Raw genomic sequence first — 19,846 nt, 5'->3', positions numbered from 1 at the left:
TTATACTTTGCGATATCGTTTAAGACCAATAATATTTAACCATAGAAGAATGACGAGGAAGATAAGTAAGGCTAAAATATCACCACCAAGACTAGTTAATCCCTTTCCGTCCATGACAATTTGAGTAAGAGCATCTCCAGTATAGGTTAACGGGAGAATCTTTCCGATATATTGAACCCAGTGGGCCATGGAGTCGAGCGGAATAATCCCAGAGAAGAAAACTTGGGGAACAACAATTAACGGAATAAATTGCATCATCTGAAATTCAGAATTAGCAAGTGTTGACATTAAAATTCCGAAAGCGAGGGCAACGAGGGCAAGGAGCACACTAATGATAATGACGTTAAAAACGTTTCCGACAACTTCTACTTTTAGAAGCCAAACAGTTGCCAGGACAATTACAGTTGATTGGATAATTGAAATGATCCCATAGCTTAACATATACCCAAACACGATTTCACTTCTTTTTACCGGAGTCGCAAGTAAGCGGTCAAGAGTACCAGAAGTCCGCTCTTTTAATAAGGCCATTCCAGAAATTAAAAAGACGAAGAAGAAAACAAAGAATCCCATCAAAATAGGTACAATTTTGGCGAAGAAGCCAGTGTCGGCATCCCCATATTGGTAATGATTACTGATCGTTGGTGAGCTTCCAGAATTAGTTGTAGCAATTGGCAGATTAGGATTTGTTGTTTTAACAATTGTTTGTAATTGTTGAATACTATTTGCTAATGAGCTAATGGTAGTTTTGGTAATCGCAGCATTCAATGCCTGTTTTGTTAATGCTGTTTTTCCTGTGTCAGTATTCGCATAGGTCACATTATATCTATTTTTTGCTTGATCATATTCGATGATGGCATCCGTAGAATTATCTTTTAGCTTTTTCCTTGCATGTTCACTTGAATTAGGCGTAACAGATACACCGTCCACTTTTTTGAGGTTACGTTCAATGGATTGGCTGACATTTACTGTTGAAATATTAACGTTAGTGTTGGAAGTTACAGAAAACATTACGTTCATTAACCACATAATTAAGATTGGGGCTAAAAACATCAATGCCAGCGTTCGTTTGTCACGAAATAATTCTTTTAAAACGCGTTTAGTAATTGCTAGGGTCCTCATGCTTCTTCCTCCTCAGCCTTTAAAAAGACATCTTCAATTGTTGGCACGCCATATTGCTTTTCTAGTTCTTTTGGTGAAGCAAATGCAATTACATCTCCATGCAAAAGTAGCGCAACTCGGTCGGTAAGTTCCGTTTCATCCATGACGTGAGTAGTAATAAGAATACTTTGTCCCTGATTACGAAGTTTAAGAAGTTCTTGCCAAATTTGCCGCCGAAGAGCAGGGTCAATTCCTACAGTCGGTTCGTCGAGAATTAATAGTTCTGGCTGGCCTAGCAACGCAATCGCCAGTGAAAGTCGTCGCTTCATTCCCCCAGAATAACCACTAACGCGCTGATTGAGGTAATTTTGAAGATTAACAACTTTACTGACATGGATAATTTCTTCGGAGAGTCTTCTACCAGTTACCCCCTTCATCTTGCCAAAGAATTCAAGGTTCTCTTTAGCCGAAAGACTTTCGTATAAGGCATCCGATTGCGCCATGTAGCCGATTTTACTAAGCACTTTTCGATTTGGCATCGTTTTACCAAGAACAAGGGCAGTTCCTTGAGTAGCTTTTTCCATTCCTAACATTGTCTTGATTGTGGTCGTCTTTCCCGAACCCGAGGGCCCAATTAGCCCAACAATTTCACCGGGAGTGACAGTTAAATCAATATCGTGAAGAATGGTACGGTCACCGAATTTCTTACTCAAGTGACTAAGTTGAATAAGATCTGCCATATTTAATTCCCTCATTTCTTTCTAGTGAGTAAACACCTACTTTTTTGTTTCATTATAGTGAGTGTTTACTCACTAGTCAAGGCGAAAAATAAAACACTATTAGTAAGAGGTTTATCTATTAATAGTGTTTTTAATTGTTTTTTACTGGAATTCGCAATACTGTTTTTAGATTTTCAACCTTGGTCCGCCGGGGATCTGACAAATAGATCTCATGGTGATGACGGTCATCGTTAATATCTACTTGTAAACCCTGTTCCTCAATAAATTTATGTATTTTGTCGATCGTTGCAGGTTCATCATCATATGACCCGATATGAAGTGCTTGCACACAGAGACCTTCTTGTATTGATAGGAATTCTACGTTATGTAAATCAAGTTGCTTCTTTTTGCTAGCCTCTTGAATTGCCCAGTCGAAAACGTCTTGAGTAACAAAGTTAGGAAGCCGAATCATCGCAATGAAATTGAACATTTCTTTGTGAGCATAGTCAATTCCCACAATGCCATCTTGCCACCATAGTCCTTCTAGTGGAGGAACAACAAAATCAAAATAATCTGGAATTTGGTAGGTGCCTTTTTTGCTCATTTTTATGGTATAAGCAACAGCGTAAAGCTTTTCAATTGCTTTTTTATACTCACTATTTTCCTGATTAGGATCCCCATGTCCCCGTACAGCAAGATACTTCATCACTGGTACATTGATTAAGCTAGGACTCTTTCCGGGGACATACAATTCTTTCTGCTCTTTTCTAAAATTATAAGCCATCTTGTCACTTCCTATGTTTTTATTCTAGCTCAACTTTTTTAATGTTGCCTAGCTCAGTAAGATCAGTAAAGACGTTTTCTGATTTGAAGCCAGATCTTAATTCACCATAAAGTTGACAGGAAATTTTTCCGTCTCCATAATCATAGATCGAGTATTTGAGCGGAACTTCAAAATATTTTTTGTTTAACTGAGTAATAAGCGCATGCAAATCATCAGTATTTCCTTCTAATTGAATAAAACAGGAGAATCCTTTACCTTGTCTGAGTGCAAACTGATCTAGATATTTTCCGATAACTTCTGCTAAAAGAACGCAACAGGTGCCGATAATCCCAATGCTGTATAAACCACTACCATAGGCAAGACCGATTGCGCCGGTAACCCAAATTCCAGCTGCCGTAGTTAAACCATCGATTATTTCATCGTGGCGATTAATGATTGTCCCAGCGCCTAAAAAACCAATCCCGCTAACAACTTGAGCGGCAATCCGTGATGGGTCGACGTTCCAATTGCTATGGGTAACTTTCAGTAAATCAAAAAAGCCATACTTAGAAATAATCATGACCATTGCTGCCCCCACCGCAATTAAGGCATGGGTCCGAATTCCCGCCATTTTAGCCTTGCTTTTTCGCTCAAACCCAATGATTCCACCACATAAGGCAGCCATAAGCATTCGTAAACACCAGTCAAGCCTAAGCAACGATTACCCCTCCTTTACCAAAAATCAATTATTATCAATTTTATTAGCCTAACTGTACTATATCGCGTTTAGATGTTTAAAGCCAAAAAGAAAGCTGAAAGAAATAACATTTTCTCTCAGCCTTTAATTATTATTCATATACGGAACGTTTTAGGACGCCCACGAATGGAAGATTGCGGTAGAGACCATCAAAGTCTAAGCCGTATCCAACAATAAATTCATTGGGAACCTTAAAACCAACATAATCGGCTTCAACATCAACTTCACGCCGGTCTGGCTTATCGAGTAAGGAGCAAATCTCAATACTCTTAGCGCCGCGATTAGCGAAAAGATCAGCGAGATACTTTAATGTATGACCAGTATCAATAATGTCTTCCATAATAAGAACTGGCCGATCCTTAATATCATGGGAAAGATCTTGAATTAATTTAACTTTTCCGGTGGATTCTGAACTTTCTTCATAACTAGAAACGTCGACATAATCAACGTTTAACTTGAAATTAAGGCGCTTCATCATTTCGCTAGTGAAAATCATTGCTCCTGTCATTACGGAAACTAAAACTGGAAATTCACCTTGGTATTTTTCAGTAAGGGTATTGGCAAGTTCATCTAAGCGTTGGTTGACTTGATCTTGAGTATATAAAACTTTTTCGACGTCGTTATTCATTCTAGCTCTCCCTTGATAATGTTCGTTATTTACGAACTATTTTTGCGGTTTTTATTTATTGACGTTAGAATTTTAACATAAATCGAATGAATTTAAAGTGTTTTAGCAAGAAAAATCAGATTTTTGTTCTGCTTTGTAAGATGAGGCATAAAATTTGTATAATACAGGTAGATATTTTTTTAAACGGATGCCTGGAAGGGATACTTATAATTATGAAAAAAGTTAATTTATATATTTTTTTGACGCTCTGTTCCTTTGCTATCTTCTTATTAACCACGCCATCAAAGGTAAAGGCAGAAGTGGTTGACAAGCAAACGCAACATCAACTTCAAGATTATATGAAGGACCATCATATCAATGGGGTGATGCTAGTTAATGGCAAAGATGGGAAGCCGGTTGCTATTGAGAATAATGAAACCACGAATAAGGATCAAATTGTAAAAGCAGATCGACTATTTCCCACGGCATCGCTTCAAAAGATTGTAACGGGAACCGCTGTCTATCAATTAAAGCAAAAGAAGCAATTAGATTGGGACACTTCGCTAAGTAAGTATTATCCGCAGATTGATGGTAGTAAAGATATTACGATTCGGGAATTAATTAATCATACCAGTGGCTTGATTAATAATGATCGTCCCTTCGAACCGCTTAGAGGTCAAAAAGCACAAATTGCTTATATGCTTAAACATCTCAAGTATGATCATACGCACACGTGGGATTATCAGGATGTTGATTATGAAATCTTGGCAGCCATTATTAGTAAGCAAACACATCTAAGCTATAATGCCTATATTCAAAAAAACTTTGCTAAACCGCTCCATCTTCACCAAATTAAAGATTTTTCTGAGGTTTCCAAAAAAGAAATTCCGCAACCAATGGATCCAACAGTTGATTGGCACCGGGTAACTGTAACGACCTCCTCAGACTTTGGGGCAGGGAACCTATTTATATCGCCAAACGATTACTGGAAGTTTGTATATAATGAGGTGCTGAAAGATCCAAAAATGATTAATGAATACTACCAACAAGCGCAGCATCAAGAAGTTGCCTATTTTGGTGGGGTCTACTTTGACGGGGATGTAATCCGGGCCAACGGGAGTATTCCTGGATATAACAGTTGCTTTGTCGCTGATTACAAGACGAAACGAATGATTATGCTGTTTTCTAATAATATTGATTATCTAAAATTAAAGGCAACTTCGGACGATATTCTCCATAATTATATGGAATAACGATAAATGCCTTCTGAGTAAACAAATGAGTTTTGCTCAGAAGGCATTTTTAGATATTAGTATAATTTTACGGGTTGCTTGCTAAGGCTAAAATCCGCTGCTTAATCTCATTACGTACTTGCCGGAAAATTTGCAACTGCTGTTCAGGAGTTCCGGTGGCTTGTGCTGGATCTGGCAGAGGCCAGTAGATACTGTGCGTTGGAGGAGCGATGACTGGGCAACGGTCTTTGGCGTCTCCGCATAAGGTTACAATTAAATTGGCGGTCTTAAAATAATGAGGATCAATCGTTTTAGAATATTGGTGACTAATATCGATATTGTCTTCTGCCATTACCTCAATTGCTAGGGGGTTAACGCCATGAGCTTCAAGGCCAGCACTTTGGATTTCGTACTTGTCTTTCAGAAAAATTCTTGCATATCCTTCCGCCATTTGACTGCGACAAGAATTGCCAGTACATAAGAAATAAATTTTATTCATTTTAGTAATATCTCCTGGGATAAAATTAGGATCAAGTAGGCTGAGGGACTAGAGAGAAGCAGAATTACTGATGTAATAACATGAAAAAGTTAGGAATTTAAGTTGAAAACTAGTAAAAGTGAACACGAGCTTAAAATAGACTTATATATTGCTTGTTACTTATTCCTAATAGGTACGTTATGTCACAATGTAATTTCCTGACGGGGGATCACCTTATATCTGAAGGTGGCTCTGTTTTTTACTTGAACTTATTTGCTATTAGTGAGAACATTACAAGACAAAAAAACTCCCCCCAAAAAAGAGGGGGCTAATCGCGATAAGTAATCGACTGGTGGTTACAAATCAATAATTTCTGGTTCAAAATCAATCTGCTTAAGAAATTTGAACAAGTCATCTGTCTTAATAAAAATTGTATGAGTATTTTCGTTAGGATGGAAAGTCTGAATTGGTTCGTCGACAATGTCCTTGTCAAAATATACCTTTACATTATGAGCTTCATTATTTAGGAGGCCAAATGGTGAAACAATTCCTGGTGCTAAGCCAAGCTGTTCTTGCAGATATTCCGGTCGAGCCATTGAAACCCTTTTAGCTCCAGTTAGGGCCATAAATTCATGAAAGTCCATTGGTTTTTTATCATCCATAATAACCATGTAGAAATTCTTTTTCTTCCCTTTCAGAAACATGGTTTTAGTGCGAACACCTTCATGACCAGCGATATATGCATCAGCTTCTTCGGTGGTGTGAGCAGCAGGGTGATCAATCACAGTATAATCAGTTATTCCGAAATTCTTTAGGGCATCTTTAACTTGCTGATAGGTTCCTAATGTCATAATTTCGCTCCTTAATTAAATCTTTTGTCGTGAAACGCTTACATTAATTATAGGATAAACCATCAAAATTAGGGAGTGAGAGGTTGTCTTTTTCATGAGATGAGCAATAAAAGGATAAATTACATCTTTTGAATCAAATAAACTAATATGCTTCAACATCCATTTTTAACTTTTCTGCTGCTTTTACAATCCCAAGTGCAGTAGTTCCATCAGTAGTGGTTTTTGTAAATTTTCGCAGAGTTGCTAATGAAATTTTAGAGCCGTAATTATGAAAAATCATTGCTAGTGCTGCTACTCCACAATCAGCTTCATCAACTTGATTTATATAGTGTCTTCTAAAGTTATACATAAAGTGCCTCGTTAACAAGTTGGATTTTTATATAGATTATTTAATTCTTTAGCTCTGCTTCTAGAATACTTAAGATAATCATTGTTGGAAAACTTAATAAGCCGTTTTTTGGTATTAATTGTTTCAACATTTTGTAAGTTAATTAAGCTAGACTGAGAGGCCTTGAAAAATAGAGGATAATTTTGTTCAATTGTTTTAATATCACCTGAGAATTCCCCTTGACCATTAGATGTAACAATCTTTAATTTATGAGGGAATTTTGTAGTAGAGATATAAAGGATATTACTGAAGTTTACATTTATAATCCTTGTACCAACTTTATAACTGAATGTATTTTTTTTAATATAGTTAAATTCATTCAGTTTCCTTATAGCTAGTTCTAGGGTTTCGGTTAGCCGTCTTTGTAAATCTCGTTGGTTTGTAGTTTTAGTTATATAGTCCAACGGATTAATTCGACGTTGAAAGGTGAGAAAAGCTAGTTCTTCATGCGTTGTAATAAAGATTATTTGTGCTTTTTCGCTAAGTGTTTTTATCTTTTGAGCTAAATCTAGACCGCCTTTTGAATTAGAATTTTCATCTAACTGAATATCTAAAAAGGCAATAATATTATTTAAATCACTATTAAACTCAAGGTAATCTAATACACTCTCTGCGTCGGTTGCAATCAAATCAATGGTCGGATGAATATCTTGTTCTTCAAGAATAATTGATGACATTTTAAGTAGTGTAGCGATATTTTTTGCTTGAGTCCTGTCATCATCGCAGACAAGTAAATGGTAGTCCATATTTATTCCTTTCTATTCGATTGAGATGGTGAATGTAAAGTAACCATTATCAGAGGAGTAAGCAATGTATACGTTACGGTATTTGTTAGCTATTTTTTTAACAGTTGCTAATCCTAGCCCTTCATGATTAGCTTTATTTGTAATTCCTTCTTGGTGGAGTTTATTAGTGATAAGTTGATTTCGACAGGTATTTTTAATTTCAAATTCTAGTTTATTAGGAGCGTCTTGATATAGCATTGAATTGATTTCGACAGTATTTATTCCTGAGTGTCTTAAGTTTACGCATTCTTCGAGGGCGTTATCGTAAGCAATCCCAATTATTCGAATTAAATCAAATAGATCTATATTAGGAAGACTTGTAATTTCAGTTAAACACTCAAAATGATAGTTAATATCTTTTTGATAAATTGAATTTAATTTATTAATAAAAATACTTCTCAAAACTTCATTATTAATGTTTTTAGTATCTTGAAACTGCCAAAGAGCATCTTCACCAAGATTATCACGAGAATAAGCTTCTAATTTATTAAGTAAAGTTTGATTATCACCATTTAAAGCACTTAGTTTAAGGCTATTTAATAAGTTTTGGTAATCGTGTTTAAACCTTTTTAGCTTGGATTGATTTTCCTCTAGGTTTTGAATAAGAAGTAATAAGTTCTTCTTTTCTTGAAGTTGGAGTTTCTTTTGTTGAATTTGTTTACTAACTCGGTATACAAAGACTGTAAAACTGCATTGAAGAACCAGTAAGCAAAAGATAAGAATAAAAGCTGGGGTTACCCGTGGAGTTGTAAAAATGGTAAATCCTGCGATATTTAAGGTAATGAAAAGATAGGATAAGATCCATAAATTAATAGTTGTATTATCTTCTTCTATTTTATCAAGAGGATGATAATAGTAGAGAATAATAAAAGTGATTAGGTAAAAGAATGGATCAATAAATAGAATATAATTGATTGGTAGTGAAAGTACTTTATCAATTGTAAAGGTTGAGAAATCAATTACAATTGATGTCGTTAAGGTTAATAGGATAGCACCAATTAATTTATGATTAGAGGTTCTGTTTTTAAAATACAAATATAGGAACCCGCCCTCTAATATTGGTGAGAGATATGCTCCTGTATAACCTAAGCCAATCATAAGGAATACGATAGTAAAAATAATAGTTAAGAAAAATATATCTCGTTTAGTAATCTTAATTTTTACGAGATAAAAGAATGTGAAAAGTTCAAAAGTAAGTCCTTGAATTACTGAAATAATTTGAATAAAAAAATTCATATTAAAATTAACGGAAGATATTTTGCAAGTTATTTATAATTTTATTAGTGTAAGTATATGTATTATTATTTACAGCATTAAAAGTGAGTATATAACCACTCTTAAGTAAAGACAGTTGATGAATTGATAGTTTTTTCATAAATATATCATCTCTCCTATTGTTTTATCAGTAATTTATTCTAACAGGATGCATTAAAAAAATCATAAATAATCAAAAGTAGTTGTTTAAGGTTCAAATCCTATAAGAAATGAGTCCGATTATTCTGTTAGTAAAAAATAATAAATGTTAAATTTTTGTTTAACTTCTCAATAAGGAAATTGCTTTCAGTTAATCTTCCTTAATTAAAAACATACTTATTATTTGCCCCTATACCATGTAATAATAGCCATAAGCGCCCCATATATAATTCCGATTATAGTTGGGATTATATAACTCATGGGATTTTTTAATTCGCTAATGAGTGAAGTATGAAAGCTAAGAGCATTTGTAAGAGAATTAAGTAAATAAATAATCAGTGTTATATATACAGCTGAGGTAAAACTATTCTTTACAATATGTGTGTTATCATGAGTCACGACTCTATTAATTTTACGTTTTGCATATATAGAATAGCCACCAACAATATAAACAGTAAAAATCAGTAACGCTCCAGCTAAAATATTAAAAGACAATTTATAATTCTCTGTTGTAGTAACAATGAAAAAGGAAATAAGAACAGCAACGAGGTTAAAAAGAAATAAGCTAACAGCGATATTAAGACTAATCTTCGCCATATAATCTTTATTATCTTGATTTGTTAATTTGGGCATATTATAGAACCATTGAAAAAGTTTATTGTTCATTAATTTACTCCTCTTAAAAAGTTTGGTTTTTACCATAACATAATTTATCTTTTTTAATAATTTTCTTCTAATTTTAGTGGAATTTTAGCATATTAGGATATTGAAGCAGGATATGAGTGTAATTTGTACAAATTAGAAGTTTTTATTTAGCTGTCTTAATTTACTTTATGCTTAAAGTATAGAAATTGAGAAGGAAATTATTATGAAAAAAATTTTGTTTGATCCATTATATTTTTTTGTCATAGCTTTTATGTATTTAATATTTGATTACAATTTTGGCATGATATCGATGTCAATCTTTTGTGGACTTTCATTATTAATTAGTAATCTAGGAAAGAAATTTTTATATCTGCAAGCACTATTGTTCATAATATATGGATTATTACTTTTTATAGTTCATCCAAGCACATGGATAGTTTCTGTAATTTTGATCATAATTGGAATAATTTTCTTTATATTTTATTTTAGAGGATGAACTGGCTTTTAGAATAGTTAGAGTCGGAGGAAAAATTGTTTCGACTATCATGGGGAGTTTTAATGATTTTGATTGATTTTCTTAAAAAGAATAAATGGAATATAATTGCAATATTAATATTTTTTGGCCTTTGTATATATTATGCTTATGATAAAAACATTGTTATGGCCAGCGATTCCTTACTGGGTGCAATAATTTGGCTGATTAGTTGTTTGAAGAAAAAATATTCTTTCTTAGGAGGGATAGCACTAATCTCATATGCCGTGTTTATTTTAATTATTCGGGCAGATTTATGGCCGGGAGCAGTAGCATGTATAGTAATAGGATTGTTTATCTTATTTTTCTATCTAAAGAAACTTAAAAAGCAATAATCTAGAGAATAAAAGTTATGATCTCGGTTGGATACTGGAATCATACCTTTTTATCTTGCACTTCAACTTTATAAATTTCATTACGCAAGACTCTTCGTTACTTTAGTTTAAATACTCAAAGTATATGTGAGAGTTCTTGCGTTTTCTTGTTTTTAAAGCATAAACGCATAGAATCACAGTAAATTACCACGATCCTATGCATTCAAATTTCAGGTACTTAACCAAATACCGTAACCAGACCGCTCCATCATCAAAACTTGCAACATCTTTTAATTGCAGAGCGATTGGATGACTGCTTTCTGGACGGCCATCAAAAAGGCTTGGTTGACCGGTTCGCCCATCGACACCAGTCCCAATTAAAATGCTGATTTCATCAACTAATCCAGCTTCAAGAAAACCGCCATTGATTTTCCCACCGCCAACAATTGCTAGACGATTAATGTTAAATTCATCAGCAAGGATTTCCATCGCTTTAGCCAGGTCAATTTGATCTTTCCCAGTTGTGATCCAAGAAATATTTTGCCGATTGAGGTAATCAAGGTAATCTTTAGTAACTTGCTCACTCGTAATAATGAGGTGAGGGAAGTTATTACCATTTTCCGTGCCCCATTGTAAAGTTCCCTTAGTATCAACAACGATATTATAATTATCAGCAGTTGCATTTTTAGCAAAGTCAGTTTTACCAAGGATCTCTTTGTTTTGCGGATTAAATTTCCCTCCGCGCGTCAATTCAGTTTCTGCAGTAATACGCCCACTAATCCTTGTAGAAACATTTAAACTGTCCAATGTGGAATAGTATTCGGGTTCACCGGCTAATTGGGCCGTCATTCCACAATCAATTCGTCCATCAACTGATGTCATCATATGGACGATAATATATGGTTTATTCATTTATAAAGCCTCCTTAATATCTAATTCCATCATAGATTAAGGAGGCTGTTATTTGAAATGCTTATTATATTTAATGCTTTATTCAAAAATCGTATATATCATTACCACAAACCAGCAAACCAATAGACTAATGGAATAGTTACTAAACTCAAAATGGTTGAAATACTCATTAAGACGGTTGCTGGCCGTGCATCTCCATTTGATTCTAAGGTAAAAAGAACGACTAATCCTGCTACTGGACATGCACTAAGAATTACTGTGGTGAAGAGTGGAACACCGGTGATTCCTAATAATAAGATAATTGTCCCTAGAATTGGGAAGAAAATATTCCTTACGAAGAGACTTCCCCAGAGTGCAGTTGGTAATTTGATATTTTTAATACTTAGATTGGCAAGATTACTTCCGATGACAATCATTGATAGTGGAGTAAACGCTGGACTGGTGTAATCAATAAAACCAGCAATTAATTTTGGCAACCGAAAAGAACTAATGAATAGGAAAAGGCCAATAATAATAGCGATAATATTAGGATTTAAAATAATTTTCTTTAACTGTGTTCTCCAATCATGAGGCTGCCGTTTTTGAAAAATTCCAATTCCCTGGGTCCACGACATGACATTAAAACCAATCATTGAGGCGACAGCATAGAAGACGCCTACGCTTCCAAAAAGTCCTTGTGCTAATGGAACGCCCATAAAGCCATTATTAGAATAGATACTTCCATAAGTTGCAATTTGACGAATATTTTGGTCCTTTACTTTATGAAAAAGTAGTTTTGCAATCAAAATTGAAACAAAATAGGTCAGAAAGACACCAGCAATCAATAGTAATAATTGATAAAATCGTGATCGCGAAAACGGCTGTTCAAAGGCCTTAATAATTACGATTGGCGATAAAAAGTAGAGTGTAATATTTGTTAGGTCATTAATTGATTGTGGATGGAGAAATCCGAGCTTTCTAATAACTGCCCCTAAAAGCATTAATAAGAAAATAATGACGACTTGGTTAAAAATTTGCCCAATTGACATTGCACCACTTCCTTCAGTTAAAAATCACAATTACTATTTTATAACAAAAATCTCCCCTTTTTGTTGACAAGCAACATAAAACGAGTAAAATATATCAAAAAGATGTTGATAAGCAACAAAGATGGAAAAGGGAATGATTTTATGAGTACATTATTAGTAATCCAAGCACATCCACATATTGAAAATAGTCTTTCTTTAACGGTCGGGAAGCAATTCGTTGATACCTATAAGGAAACGCATCCTAACGATCAAGTTATTATCCGTGACCTTTATGCCAAGGGCGTCCCACCGTTAAATGATGTGACGATGGAAGCATGGCGAAAACAAAAATTTGATGAACCAATGACAGAAGAAGAGAAAGATCTTCTAAAGCGTCATGAAGAATGGTTAGATGAATTTATTAGCGCCGATAAATATGTATTTATCAATCCAATGTATAACCATTTCTTACCAGCAGAAATGAAACAATATTTAGACCTTACAGCAGTTGCTCACAAAACATTTAAATATACTTCCAATGGGCCAGTTGGTTTATTGACAGGCAAAAAGGCAATTCACATTCAGGCAGCCGGTAGCGAATATCATAAAAGTGGAAAGTGGGGAACCGTTAAATTCCTAATTAAAAAGGCATTCGGAATTAAGAGCAAAGAAAGTTCAGCATTAATGGATCTTGGTGATATGTATTTGACGAATATGCTAAAGTTCTACGGAATTACTGATGTTGAAAAATTATTTGTTGAGGGTGCCGATGCTCACCGTGATCAACGGCAAAAAATTCTTGATAATGCATTAGCAGAAGCAAAATCGATGGCGAAAGTATTTTGATATAATGGCCTTAATAATAAATAGTGAGGCCAAGTAATGAATAAAGTAAACGAAGAAACAATAACTAAGATTCGCCATACGATTGAACTATTACGCGTACAACACAGTAATATTCATGGCTCACAAGAACAGCAGTGGATTCAAGAACACTTAACCGATGAAAAATTAAAGCAAGAAGTACTTAATTTGTCGATTGTCGCATTCCATATTCTGTCGGCACTTGAATCAGGCGAACAGACAGGGATAGAAATTGCTGAAAAAATAAATGTTACACGAGGGGGAGTTACGCGAGCCGCAAAAAAACTCCTTCAATACGATTTAATTTTGGCGACTAAACATTCTGACGATAAAAAGAAAATATATTATTCACTAACGGATGAAGGAAAGAAACTAGCAAAAGTCCATGATCAGATGCATGAAACAATAAAGAGAGAATTGGTTGATAAATTAACCGCAAAATACTCAATGGATGATTTAAAAATTGTTGCGCGTTTTCTGAATGATTTATATCATTTAGAAAGCAAATTTTAGTTTTAGCAAAAAAGTTTCATATGAAACTTTTTTATTTTCCTTCAATCAAAACAGCTAAAATAGTATATAGGACAAAATAATTGGAGGCAAAATAATGAAGAAAGCTGTAATTATGTTAGTTGAGGATGAGGAAAGTCTTGCTAGTTTCTTAATAACCGAACTAGAACTTGAAGGCTATGAAGTCATCTGGACCAAAGATGGGCGTGAGGCACTCGATATTTTTAAAGAGAAAGATATAACCTTAATCTTATTAGATTGGATGCTCCCAATTTATGATGGTCTCACAGTTCTACGCCGAATTCGGCAATCAAGTAATGTGCCGATTATTATGATTACGGCTCGTAGTCAAACTTCTGATATTAGTATGGCACTTGATCAAGGATTAGATGATTATATTACTAAACCGTTTGAGATTGAGGAACTTTTAGCACGAATTAGGGTTGTATTACGACGATTGGGTCAAGAAAAAGCAGAGAAATATGATTATAAATTTGGACCATTTGAAATTAATTTACTGAAACATCAATTTATGGTTGATGGCAAGCAGGTTCATTTAACGCCTAAAGAATTTTCCCTCATGGTTGCCCTAATTAAAGAACCAGGAGTCGTTCAAACCCGTGATGATCTTCTTAATGAAATATGAGGGTATGATTTTGATGGTCAGACCAATACTGTTGATGTCTATATTCGTGCTTTGCGCAACAAGTTAGGCAAATACCGCGACTTAATTAAAACGGTGCGAGGGATTGGTTATGTATTAGGTGATGAGCAATGAGTAACACACATCCAGTAACTGCATCGCGGCAATTAACTCGTCTTTTCTTAATGTTGTTTGCAGTGATTTTAGTAGTTATTAATCTTCTTTTTGTGGTTACCGCCACTAATTTAATCTATCGTTATGCTGATGATCAGGCAGAAGAAGTGATTGAGACAATTGAGGAAGATTGGCCCGAAAATCAAAATCGCGAAACTTTTTTGAATGCTTATGTTGCTCGTCAAGACGATGACGCAATCGAGATCACTGATGGTAAACGAGAATATACCTCACCCAAAGCCCGTAAAATTTTTAAACGAATTGACCAGCGAAATTTAGCGATCAAGAATCTACAGTTAACCCGGCATGGGGTCTATTATTTACGGCAGCAAAAAGTCCATCATCAGCGAATTGTAAAAGTAGCGATTAATGTTGATGATTTAATCAAATTAACAGGCTGGCTCTTGGTAGTGACTTTGTTAATTAACCTTGCAATAAGCATCATTACTCTCCCAATCATTCATCGGTTGGCTAAAGGATGGACCCGACCATTGACTAGTTTAGATAATGAAATCGATGCAATCACGCCTCAAAGTGATCGATTACAAACTTTGATGGTTCCCCAACAGCCGTTAGAAGTACGAAAAGTTGCGCAGTCTTTTAATCAGTTATTAGACCGGCAGTATCAAGCGATGCAACGAGAAAAAGAATTTATTGCAAATGCATCTCATGAGTTGAAGACACCACTTGCCGGAATTCTGGGACATGTAAACTTGATAAGAAGGCATGGGGATAAACATCCAGAATTAATTGGCAAATCATTAAAGTACATTGATCAAGAAGCACAGCGAATGAGTCAATTAATAAATGAATTGCTTATCCTAGAAGGACATCAAACTAAAAAATTAACAGAAATTAACTTATCGAAAATTATTCTTGCTGAAGTTGAGTCACTCCACGGCGCATATCAGCAGAAATTTATTACGGACTTAAACCCGAATATATCTTACCGTATAACAAAGGGTGACTTTCAAAGTCTTGTGCATAATTTATTAGAAAATGCGGCCAAATATTCACCAATTGATTCACCAATTGATGTGCTGTTAACGACAGATGATCGCCGCATAATTTTAAGAGTTGCTGATCAAGGTCAGGGAATTGCAAAAGAAAATCGTCAAAAAGTTTTTGAAAGATTCTACCGTGAAGATGAATCACACTCCAATAAGGTTGCTGGTTCGGGAATTGGACTTTCAATTGTCAAAATGATTATTGAAAAATATCATGGGGAAATTACGATTCATGACAATGAGCCAGTTGGAACAATTTTTACAGTTTATCTTCCTAAACAAAAATGAAGATTTCTTCATCATACTTTCACCTGTTCTTGGTTTTAGTTGGCAGATTATTTCGTAAAATAAAATTACCAACTAAAGTTAAGAAGGGAAGGATAAAAATGACAGAAAAAATCGAACAAAGACAAGATCATCAGCCAAACGCAGACAAGAAAAAAACAAGGAAATTTCCTCAAATGACTAAAAAAATGCTTATTACAGCTTGCATTTGCGGTGGAATTATTTTAGGAGTTGGTGGAACAGCTGGAGTAGTGGCAATGCATGACCATCATGACCAAATCGAAGCGGCCATCAAACATGAAAAATTAGCCAAGAAGAGTGATATCAAGATTGATCAGCAAGCAGCAATTGATAAATTTAATCAAAAGTATCAAAATAAGCAAATCGATGAAGTTGAATTAGAAAGCGACAATGGAAAATATGTATACAAAGTAAAGGGCTTTGACAATACAAATGAGTATAAGGTCAAAGTTAATGCCAAGGATGGTAAAGTAATTTCCAGCAAGTCGGAAAAACTCGATAAAAATGATAAAAAATACACCTTAGATCCAAGTAAGGCGATTAGTCGTGATGAGGCGAGTCAAATTGCAGAAAAGGCAGCTAAAAAGGGTAGTAGTATTGAATGGAAATTAGAACAAGAAAAGGAAAATCAAGCTGTTTGGGAAGTTAAAGTAAAAGACGGCCGGACAGTTAAAGAAGTTAAGATTGATGCTGGCTCGAAGAAAGTATTAAACGTTGAAAACGATCATTAATAAAATCCCCCGCATGTGTCAAAGCCGCATGCGGGGGATTTTATATTTAATGATGATTTTCGCGATATTGTTGCGCACTCACTCCTGTCCAGGTATTAAAGGCACGCAGAAATGAATTGGTTTCTTGGTAAGCCAAGAGAAAAGCAATATCATCGATTGTCATTGTTGTATTCAACAGATAATTTTTAGCTAGCATTTCTCGCGTTGCATTTAATTGTTGTTGAAAGTTAGTATTCTCAGCTTTTAATTTTCGCTGGAGAGTTCTTTTACTAATGCCAAGCGATTTGGCAACATCTTCAATTGCTGCTTCACCACGCGGCAATAATTCTACTAAGGAACTCCGAACTCGTTTTCCATATGAATCATCGATGTCAAGGTCAGCTAATTTTTTCTTTAATTCTGGTTCGAGATATTCAAGGATTGAGGTGTTCTCCGTAGTGAAGGGGACAAGCAAATCTGCCATTTTGAATGTAATTGAATTAGCTGTACCTAGCTCAAAGGGAACGCCGTAGTAATCAATAATTGCTGACTGGTCATCGTTGAAAGTTGCGGTAATTTTAATCGGCTTTATTTTTTGACCAGTGGCGGCTGACATTAGTTGAATCATGAACGCAAACTCACCTTTGACAAAGAAGTTAGGTAAGGGTTCCGTTGCGCTAAGCGATGTCAAAGTTATTGTTAACGTATCGGGTTTTTGCGTACCGTTATAAGTAACAGGACCGATTAATTTTTTATAGTGCGCCAACCGTTTAAGAAATTGATAACCATTTTTACTACAATATGCAGCAAAAATAGGTGGAGAAAAGGTTTCAATATTATCAGTGGCAACTAATTTAGTCGGGAATAGCGGATCTTCGGTTACCGAATCAATAGCATTGATCATTGCGAAGTACTCTTGTTCAGTTAATTTTAATTGCTGACGAGCAAATGTATCTACTGGTAGTTTTACAATCCGCAAAATTTCTTGAGGATTAATTCCATTAGCAGCTAATAATTGTCCATAACGGCCATCAATAATAAATTTTTCCACCTAATTCACCTATTTCTTTTTATTATTTGATTGCTGGTCTGCCACAAACTTCATTGTTGGCTTTTTAGGCATCATTGGCATCAAGCTAACAAATGGCCGTTGCCAGCTAGTGAGACCCGCAAATACATTTAACTTACCGTCGAGCATTGCTTGGTAGCCTTCTTCGGCAACTTTTTGTGGACTAACCCCATTAGCAAACATCTTTGTATCAGTTAAGCCACCAGCTTTAGCAAATCCAGTGTCCATTGCGCCCGGCATTAAGGCTGTCACCGTTACCCCTGTGTCTTTTAATTCATACCAAAGGGCGCTTAATGATGTGAGATAAGCTTTTGTCGCATAGTATTCAGCTTGTAATGGTCCAGGAATAAGGGCAGCAGATGAGGAAACATTTAGGACATGTCCTTTTCCTCGTTTAACCATTTGTGGCAAGATTAGCTTCATTAATTTTGTAGGAACAATCATGTTAACCTTAGCCATATTAATATCTTGTTCCATTGTCCGATCGAGGAAACTTCCTTGTCCCCCAAGTCCCGCGTTATTAATTAAATAATCGACTTGGGTGTTAGTTTCTTGTAATTTTTCAAAAATTTCTTCGGCAGCATCGAACTGTGTGAAATCAACAGCGATGGTCATCACTTTAACATGGTATTTGTTAGTAATATCGTGTTCGAGTTGGGCAAGCTTTTGTGGGTTCCGACCGACCAAAACAAGGTTACCACCTTTTTGCGCATGGATCTTAACAAATTCCATTCCAAGACCACCTGTAGCACCAGTAATTAAAGCAGTTTCTTTTGACATAATAATTCCTCCTCAAAATCTTATCTTTCGTTTGATGTTGATTCTAGTATATGCTGAAGAAGAGAATAAGTAATATCATATGATGCCAAACTGATATCAAATGGCGCCAAGTAATTAATTTTTGATGGCGGTTGCTAATCTTTCTAAACCATCTTTGACTTGTGAACGGGGGTAGGCGATGTTAATACGAATAAATTGACTGCCATTGCCATGATAATAGGTTCCTGGATTAATAATTAAACCAGTTTGTTCGCGAATCTTTTGTGCCAAAACAGCGCTGTTATCAGTTACTGCGCTAACATCAATCCATACAAGATAAGTTGCCGTTCCAGGGACAACATGGAGTTTAGGAAGGTTCTTCTTAATAAATTCAACAAGATATTCGCGGTTCCCTAATAAATACTTTTTAAGTTGATGAAGCCAGTCTGCACCCTGTGTATAAGCAGCGATTGTTCCAGGAATTGCTAAGAGGTTTGGTTCTGCTACTTCATATTTATTGATTGCGCGCGTAAAGTGTTCCCGCAAAAGAGGATTAGGAATGATTCCCGTCGCGGCATGAAGGGCCGCCACGTTAAATGTCTTACTGGTTGATACTAATGTAACCACGTTTTGGCGACAATCTTCTGGTAAGGAGAACGTAGGGGTATAATCTGGACCTGTTAATACTAGATCACCATGAATTTCGTCACTAATAACAATGATGCCGTGCTTTTGAGCTAGCTTAATAATCCGAATTAACTCATCGCGTGACCAAACATAACCAGTAGGATTGTGAGGATTGCATAAAATCATCAGAGTAGTAAGCGGGTTACTCATTTTTTCTTCAAGGTCATCCCAATCGACAGAATAAGTATATGTAGCTTGATCGTATTTTAGTTGGGTAGGAAAAGCATGACGACCGCTATTGAGGATAGAATTGTAAAAGGTATTGTAAACCGGCTCCATTAACAGGACGTTATCACCTTCATGACTTAAATAATTAACACAGGCAGTAATAGAAGGGATGACACCAGTCGCGAACTGCATCCAAGAGGTATCAGCTTCCGCGTTATGCTCGGTTTTATACCAGGAAGCAACTGCATTAAAGTATTCCTCATTCGGATATTCATAACCAAAAGCACCTGAATCAATCTTCTTTTTCATTGCGGCCATAATTTCAGGAGCAGTTTTGAAGTCCATATCAGCAGTTGTCATTGGTAACTCATTCGGCTTAACATCCCATTTTTCAGAATTGGTGTGACGCCGATCGAGAATTATATCAAAATCATATTTCATATTTTTC

The 19,846-nt window shown here is 35.4% G+C and carries 22 protein-coding genes and 1 pseudogene; 7 read left to right on the top strand and 16 right to left on the bottom strand.

Annotated features, from left to right (window positions below; all coding sequences use genetic code 11):
* The 5 genes from LMC10_RS08815 to hpt form a co-directional block, all read right to left on the bottom strand.
* Positions 1–1,119 carry an ABC transporter permease gene (locus tag LMC10_RS08815; protein WP_229269585.1) on the bottom strand — a complete coding sequence of 373 codons (1,119 nt, stop codon included), beginning with the start codon at positions 1,117–1,119 and terminating at the stop codon, positions 1–3.
* Positions 1,116–1,838 carry an ABC transporter ATP-binding protein gene (locus LMC10_RS08810; protein WP_229269584.1) on the bottom strand — a complete coding sequence of 241 codons (723 nt, stop codon included), beginning with the start codon at positions 1,836–1,838 and terminating at the stop codon, positions 1,116–1,118. The genes LMC10_RS08815 and LMC10_RS08810 overlap by 4 nt, the downstream gene beginning before the upstream one ends.
* A gap of 130 nt (positions 1,839–1,968) precedes the next feature.
* Entirely contained in the window at positions 1,969–2,601 is a 633-nt protein-coding gene (locus tag LMC10_RS08805; protein ID WP_229269583.1) for a GyrI-like domain-containing protein, read from the bottom strand.
* Positions 2,602–2,620: 19 nt separating this feature from the next.
* Entirely contained in the window at positions 2,621–3,298 is a 678-nt protein-coding gene (locus LMC10_RS08800) for an MgtC/SapB family protein (protein WP_229269582.1), read from the bottom strand.
* A 130-nt stretch (positions 3,299–3,428) separates the two neighbouring features.
* The gene (hpt, locus tag LMC10_RS08795; RefSeq protein ID WP_004562462.1) at positions 3,429–3,965 is read right to left on the bottom strand and encodes a hypoxanthine phosphoribosyltransferase; all 537 of its coding nucleotides are present in this window, start codon (positions 3,963–3,965) and stop codon (positions 3,429–3,431) included.
* A gap of 212 nt (positions 3,966–4,177) precedes the next feature.
* Here hpt and LMC10_RS08790 point away from each other — a divergent pair, with 212 nt between their 5' ends.
* Complete coding sequence (locus LMC10_RS08790; protein ID WP_229269581.1) at positions 4,178–5,197, top strand: serine hydrolase domain-containing protein; 1,020 nt, start codon at positions 4,178–4,180, stop codon at positions 5,195–5,197.
* A 67-nt stretch (positions 5,198–5,264) separates the two neighbouring features.
* Here LMC10_RS08790 and arsC read toward each other — a convergent pair whose 3' ends face one another.
* From arsC to LMC10_RS08760, 6 genes are all read right to left on the bottom strand, one after another.
* The gene (gene arsC, locus LMC10_RS08785) at positions 5,265–5,675 is read right to left on the bottom strand and encodes an arsenate reductase (thioredoxin) (RefSeq protein ID WP_035169933.1); all 411 of its coding nucleotides are present in this window, start codon (positions 5,673–5,675) and stop codon (positions 5,265–5,267) included.
* Positions 5,676–6,010: 335 nt separating this feature from the next.
* Entirely contained in the window at positions 6,011–6,505 is a 495-nt protein-coding gene (locus LMC10_RS08780; RefSeq protein ID WP_124216265.1) for a prolyl-tRNA synthetase associated domain-containing protein, read from the bottom strand.
* Between the two features lie 142 nt (positions 6,506–6,647).
* A complete protein-coding gene (locus tag LMC10_RS08775; RefSeq protein ID WP_324294042.1) occupies positions 6,648–6,854 on the bottom strand; it encodes a cysteine peptidase family C39 domain-containing protein in 207 nt (68 codons plus the stop codon).
* Positions 6,855–6,865: 11 nt separating this feature from the next.
* Positions 6,866–7,639 (bottom strand): LytR/AlgR family response regulator transcription factor, encoded by a 774-nt coding sequence (locus LMC10_RS08770; RefSeq protein ID WP_229269580.1) that lies wholly within the window; start codon positions 7,637–7,639, stop codon positions 6,866–6,868.
* Positions 7,640–7,651: 12 nt separating this feature from the next.
* A complete protein-coding gene (locus tag LMC10_RS08765; RefSeq protein WP_229269579.1) occupies positions 7,652–8,713 on the bottom strand; it encodes a GHKL domain-containing protein in 1,062 nt (353 codons plus the stop codon).
* Positions 8,714–9,271: 558 nt separating this feature from the next.
* Positions 9,272–9,757 (bottom strand): DUF3278 domain-containing protein, encoded by a 486-nt coding sequence (locus tag LMC10_RS08760; RefSeq protein ID WP_229269578.1) that lies wholly within the window; start codon positions 9,755–9,757, stop codon positions 9,272–9,274.
* A gap of 537 nt (positions 9,758–10,294) precedes the next feature.
* On the opposite strand from LMC10_RS08760, the gene LMC10_RS08755 reads away from it, so the two are divergent.
* On the top strand, positions 10,295–10,603 hold the full coding sequence (locus tag LMC10_RS08755; protein WP_003665177.1) for a hypothetical protein: 309 nt from the start codon (positions 10,295–10,297) through the stop codon (positions 10,601–10,603).
* A 183-nt stretch (positions 10,604–10,786) separates the two neighbouring features.
* Here LMC10_RS08755 and LMC10_RS08750 read toward each other — a convergent pair whose 3' ends face one another.
* Positions 10,787–11,494, bottom strand: coding sequence for a dihydrofolate reductase family protein (locus LMC10_RS08750; protein WP_229269577.1), 708 nt, complete (start codon positions 11,492–11,494; stop codon positions 10,787–10,789).
* A gap of 101 nt (positions 11,495–11,595) precedes the next feature.
* A complete protein-coding gene (locus tag LMC10_RS08745; RefSeq protein WP_229269576.1) occupies positions 11,596–12,522 on the bottom strand; it encodes an AEC family transporter in 927 nt (308 codons plus the stop codon).
* Between the two features lie 141 nt (positions 12,523–12,663).
* On the opposite strand from LMC10_RS08745, the gene LMC10_RS08740 reads away from it, so the two are divergent.
* The 5 genes and pseudogenes from LMC10_RS08740 to LMC10_RS08720 all read left to right on the top strand — a co-directional run bounded on the left by LMC10_RS08740 (position 12,664) and on the right by LMC10_RS08720 (position 16,736).
* Positions 12,664–13,347, top strand: a complete 684-nt coding sequence (locus tag LMC10_RS08740) for an FMN-dependent NADH-azoreductase (RefSeq protein WP_229269575.1) — start codon at positions 12,664–12,666, stop codon at positions 13,345–13,347.
* Between the two features lie 36 nt (positions 13,348–13,383).
* Positions 13,384–13,878, top strand: a complete 495-nt coding sequence (locus LMC10_RS08735) for a MarR family winged helix-turn-helix transcriptional regulator (protein ID WP_229269574.1) — start codon at positions 13,384–13,386, stop codon at positions 13,876–13,878.
* A gap of 94 nt (positions 13,879–13,972) precedes the next feature.
* Positions 13,973–14,653, top strand: a pseudogene (locus LMC10_RS08730) (response regulator transcription factor).
* A complete protein-coding gene (locus LMC10_RS08725) occupies positions 14,650–15,987 on the top strand; it encodes a sensor histidine kinase (RefSeq protein WP_229269573.1) in 1,338 nt (445 codons plus the stop codon). Before LMC10_RS08730 ends, LMC10_RS08725 begins: the two are co-directional and overlap by 4 nt.
* A gap of 98 nt (positions 15,988–16,085) precedes the next feature.
* Complete coding sequence (locus LMC10_RS08720; protein WP_229269572.1) at positions 16,086–16,736, top strand: PepSY domain-containing protein; 651 nt, start codon at positions 16,086–16,088, stop codon at positions 16,734–16,736.
* Between the two features lie 46 nt (positions 16,737–16,782).
* Here LMC10_RS08720 and LMC10_RS10555 read toward each other — a convergent pair whose 3' ends face one another.
* The 3 genes from LMC10_RS10555 to LMC10_RS08705 all read right to left on the bottom strand — a co-directional run bounded on the left by LMC10_RS10555 (position 16,783) and on the right by LMC10_RS08705 (position 19,839).
* Positions 16,783–17,766 (bottom strand): AraC family transcriptional regulator, encoded by a 984-nt coding sequence (locus LMC10_RS10555; protein WP_229269571.1) that lies wholly within the window; start codon positions 17,764–17,766, stop codon positions 16,783–16,785.
* A 9-nt stretch (positions 17,767–17,775) separates the two neighbouring features.
* Entirely contained in the window at positions 17,776–18,564 is a 789-nt protein-coding gene (locus tag LMC10_RS08710; protein WP_229269570.1) for an SDR family NAD(P)-dependent oxidoreductase, read from the bottom strand.
* Positions 18,565–18,678: 114 nt separating this feature from the next.
* On the bottom strand, positions 18,679–19,839 hold the full coding sequence (locus tag LMC10_RS08705) for a MalY/PatB family protein (protein WP_153703035.1): 1,161 nt from the start codon (positions 19,837–19,839) through the stop codon (positions 18,679–18,681).
* Positions 19,840–19,846 lie beyond the last annotated feature (7 nt).

Origin of the sequence: Limosilactobacillus reuteri subsp. simiae (assembly GCF_020784875.1) — a bacterium.
Taxonomy (GTDB): Bacteria; Bacillota; Bacilli; order Lactobacillales; family Lactobacillaceae; genus Limosilactobacillus; species Limosilactobacillus reuteri_H.
Note: the sequence above shows the minus strand (reverse complement) of the source record. Positions and strands in the feature narration are given on the sequence as shown.

Excerpts from the sequence above, each read along its gene's own strand:
- LMC10_RS08815 (WP_229269585.1), bottom strand. The coding sequence starts at position 1,119 with ATGAGGACCCTAGCAATTACTAAACGCGTTTTAAAAGAATTATTTCGT.
- LMC10_RS08810 (WP_229269584.1), bottom strand. The coding sequence starts at position 1,838 with ATGGCAGATCTTATTCAACTTAGTCACTTGAGTAAGAAATTCGGTGAC.
- LMC10_RS08805 (WP_229269583.1), bottom strand. The coding sequence starts at position 2,601 with ATGGCTTATAATTTTAGAAAAGAGCAGAAAGAATTGTATGTCCCCGGA.
- hpt (WP_004562462.1), bottom strand. The coding sequence starts at position 3,965 with ATGAATAACGACGTCGAAAAAGTTTTATATACTCAAGATCAAGTCAAC.
- LMC10_RS08790 (WP_229269581.1), top strand. The coding sequence starts at position 4,178 with ATGAAAAAAGTTAATTTATATATTTTTTTGACGCTCTGTTCCTTTGCT.
- arsC (WP_035169933.1), bottom strand. The coding sequence starts at position 5,675 with ATGAATAAAATTTATTTCTTATGTACTGGCAATTCTTGTCGCAGTCAA.
- LMC10_RS08780 (WP_124216265.1), bottom strand. The coding sequence starts at position 6,505 with ATGACATTAGGAACCTATCAGCAAGTTAAAGATGCCCTAAAGAATTTC.
- LMC10_RS08775 (WP_324294042.1), bottom strand. The coding sequence starts at position 6,854 with ATGTATAACTTTAGAAGACACTATATAAATCAAGTTGATGAAGCTGAT.
- LMC10_RS08770 (WP_229269580.1), bottom strand. The coding sequence starts at position 7,639 with ATGGACTACCATTTACTTGTCTGCGATGATGACAGGACTCAAGCAAAA.
- LMC10_RS08760 (WP_229269578.1), bottom strand. The coding sequence starts at position 9,757 with ATGAACAATAAACTTTTTCAATGGTTCTATAATATGCCCAAATTAACA.
- LMC10_RS08755 (WP_003665177.1), top strand. The coding sequence starts at position 10,295 with ATGATTTTGATTGATTTTCTTAAAAAGAATAAATGGAATATAATTGCA.
- LMC10_RS08750 (WP_229269577.1), bottom strand. The coding sequence starts at position 11,494 with ATGAATAAACCATATATTATCGTCCATATGATGACATCAGTTGATGGA.
- LMC10_RS08745 (WP_229269576.1), bottom strand. The coding sequence starts at position 12,522 with ATGTCAATTGGGCAAATTTTTAACCAAGTCGTCATTATTTTCTTATTA.
- LMC10_RS08740 (WP_229269575.1), top strand. The coding sequence starts at position 12,664 with ATGAGTACATTATTAGTAATCCAAGCACATCCACATATTGAAAATAGT.
- LMC10_RS08735 (WP_229269574.1), top strand. The coding sequence starts at position 13,384 with ATGAATAAAGTAAACGAAGAAACAATAACTAAGATTCGCCATACGATT.
- LMC10_RS08725 (WP_229269573.1), top strand. The coding sequence starts at position 14,650 with ATGAGTAACACACATCCAGTAACTGCATCGCGGCAATTAACTCGTCTT.
- LMC10_RS08720 (WP_229269572.1), top strand. The coding sequence starts at position 16,086 with ATGACAGAAAAAATCGAACAAAGACAAGATCATCAGCCAAACGCAGAC.
- LMC10_RS08710 (WP_229269570.1), bottom strand. The coding sequence starts at position 18,564 with ATGTCAAAAGAAACTGCTTTAATTACTGGTGCTACAGGTGGTCTTGGA.
- LMC10_RS08705 (WP_153703035.1), bottom strand. The coding sequence starts at position 19,839 with ATGAAATATGATTTTGATATAATTCTCGATCGGCGTCACACCAATTCT.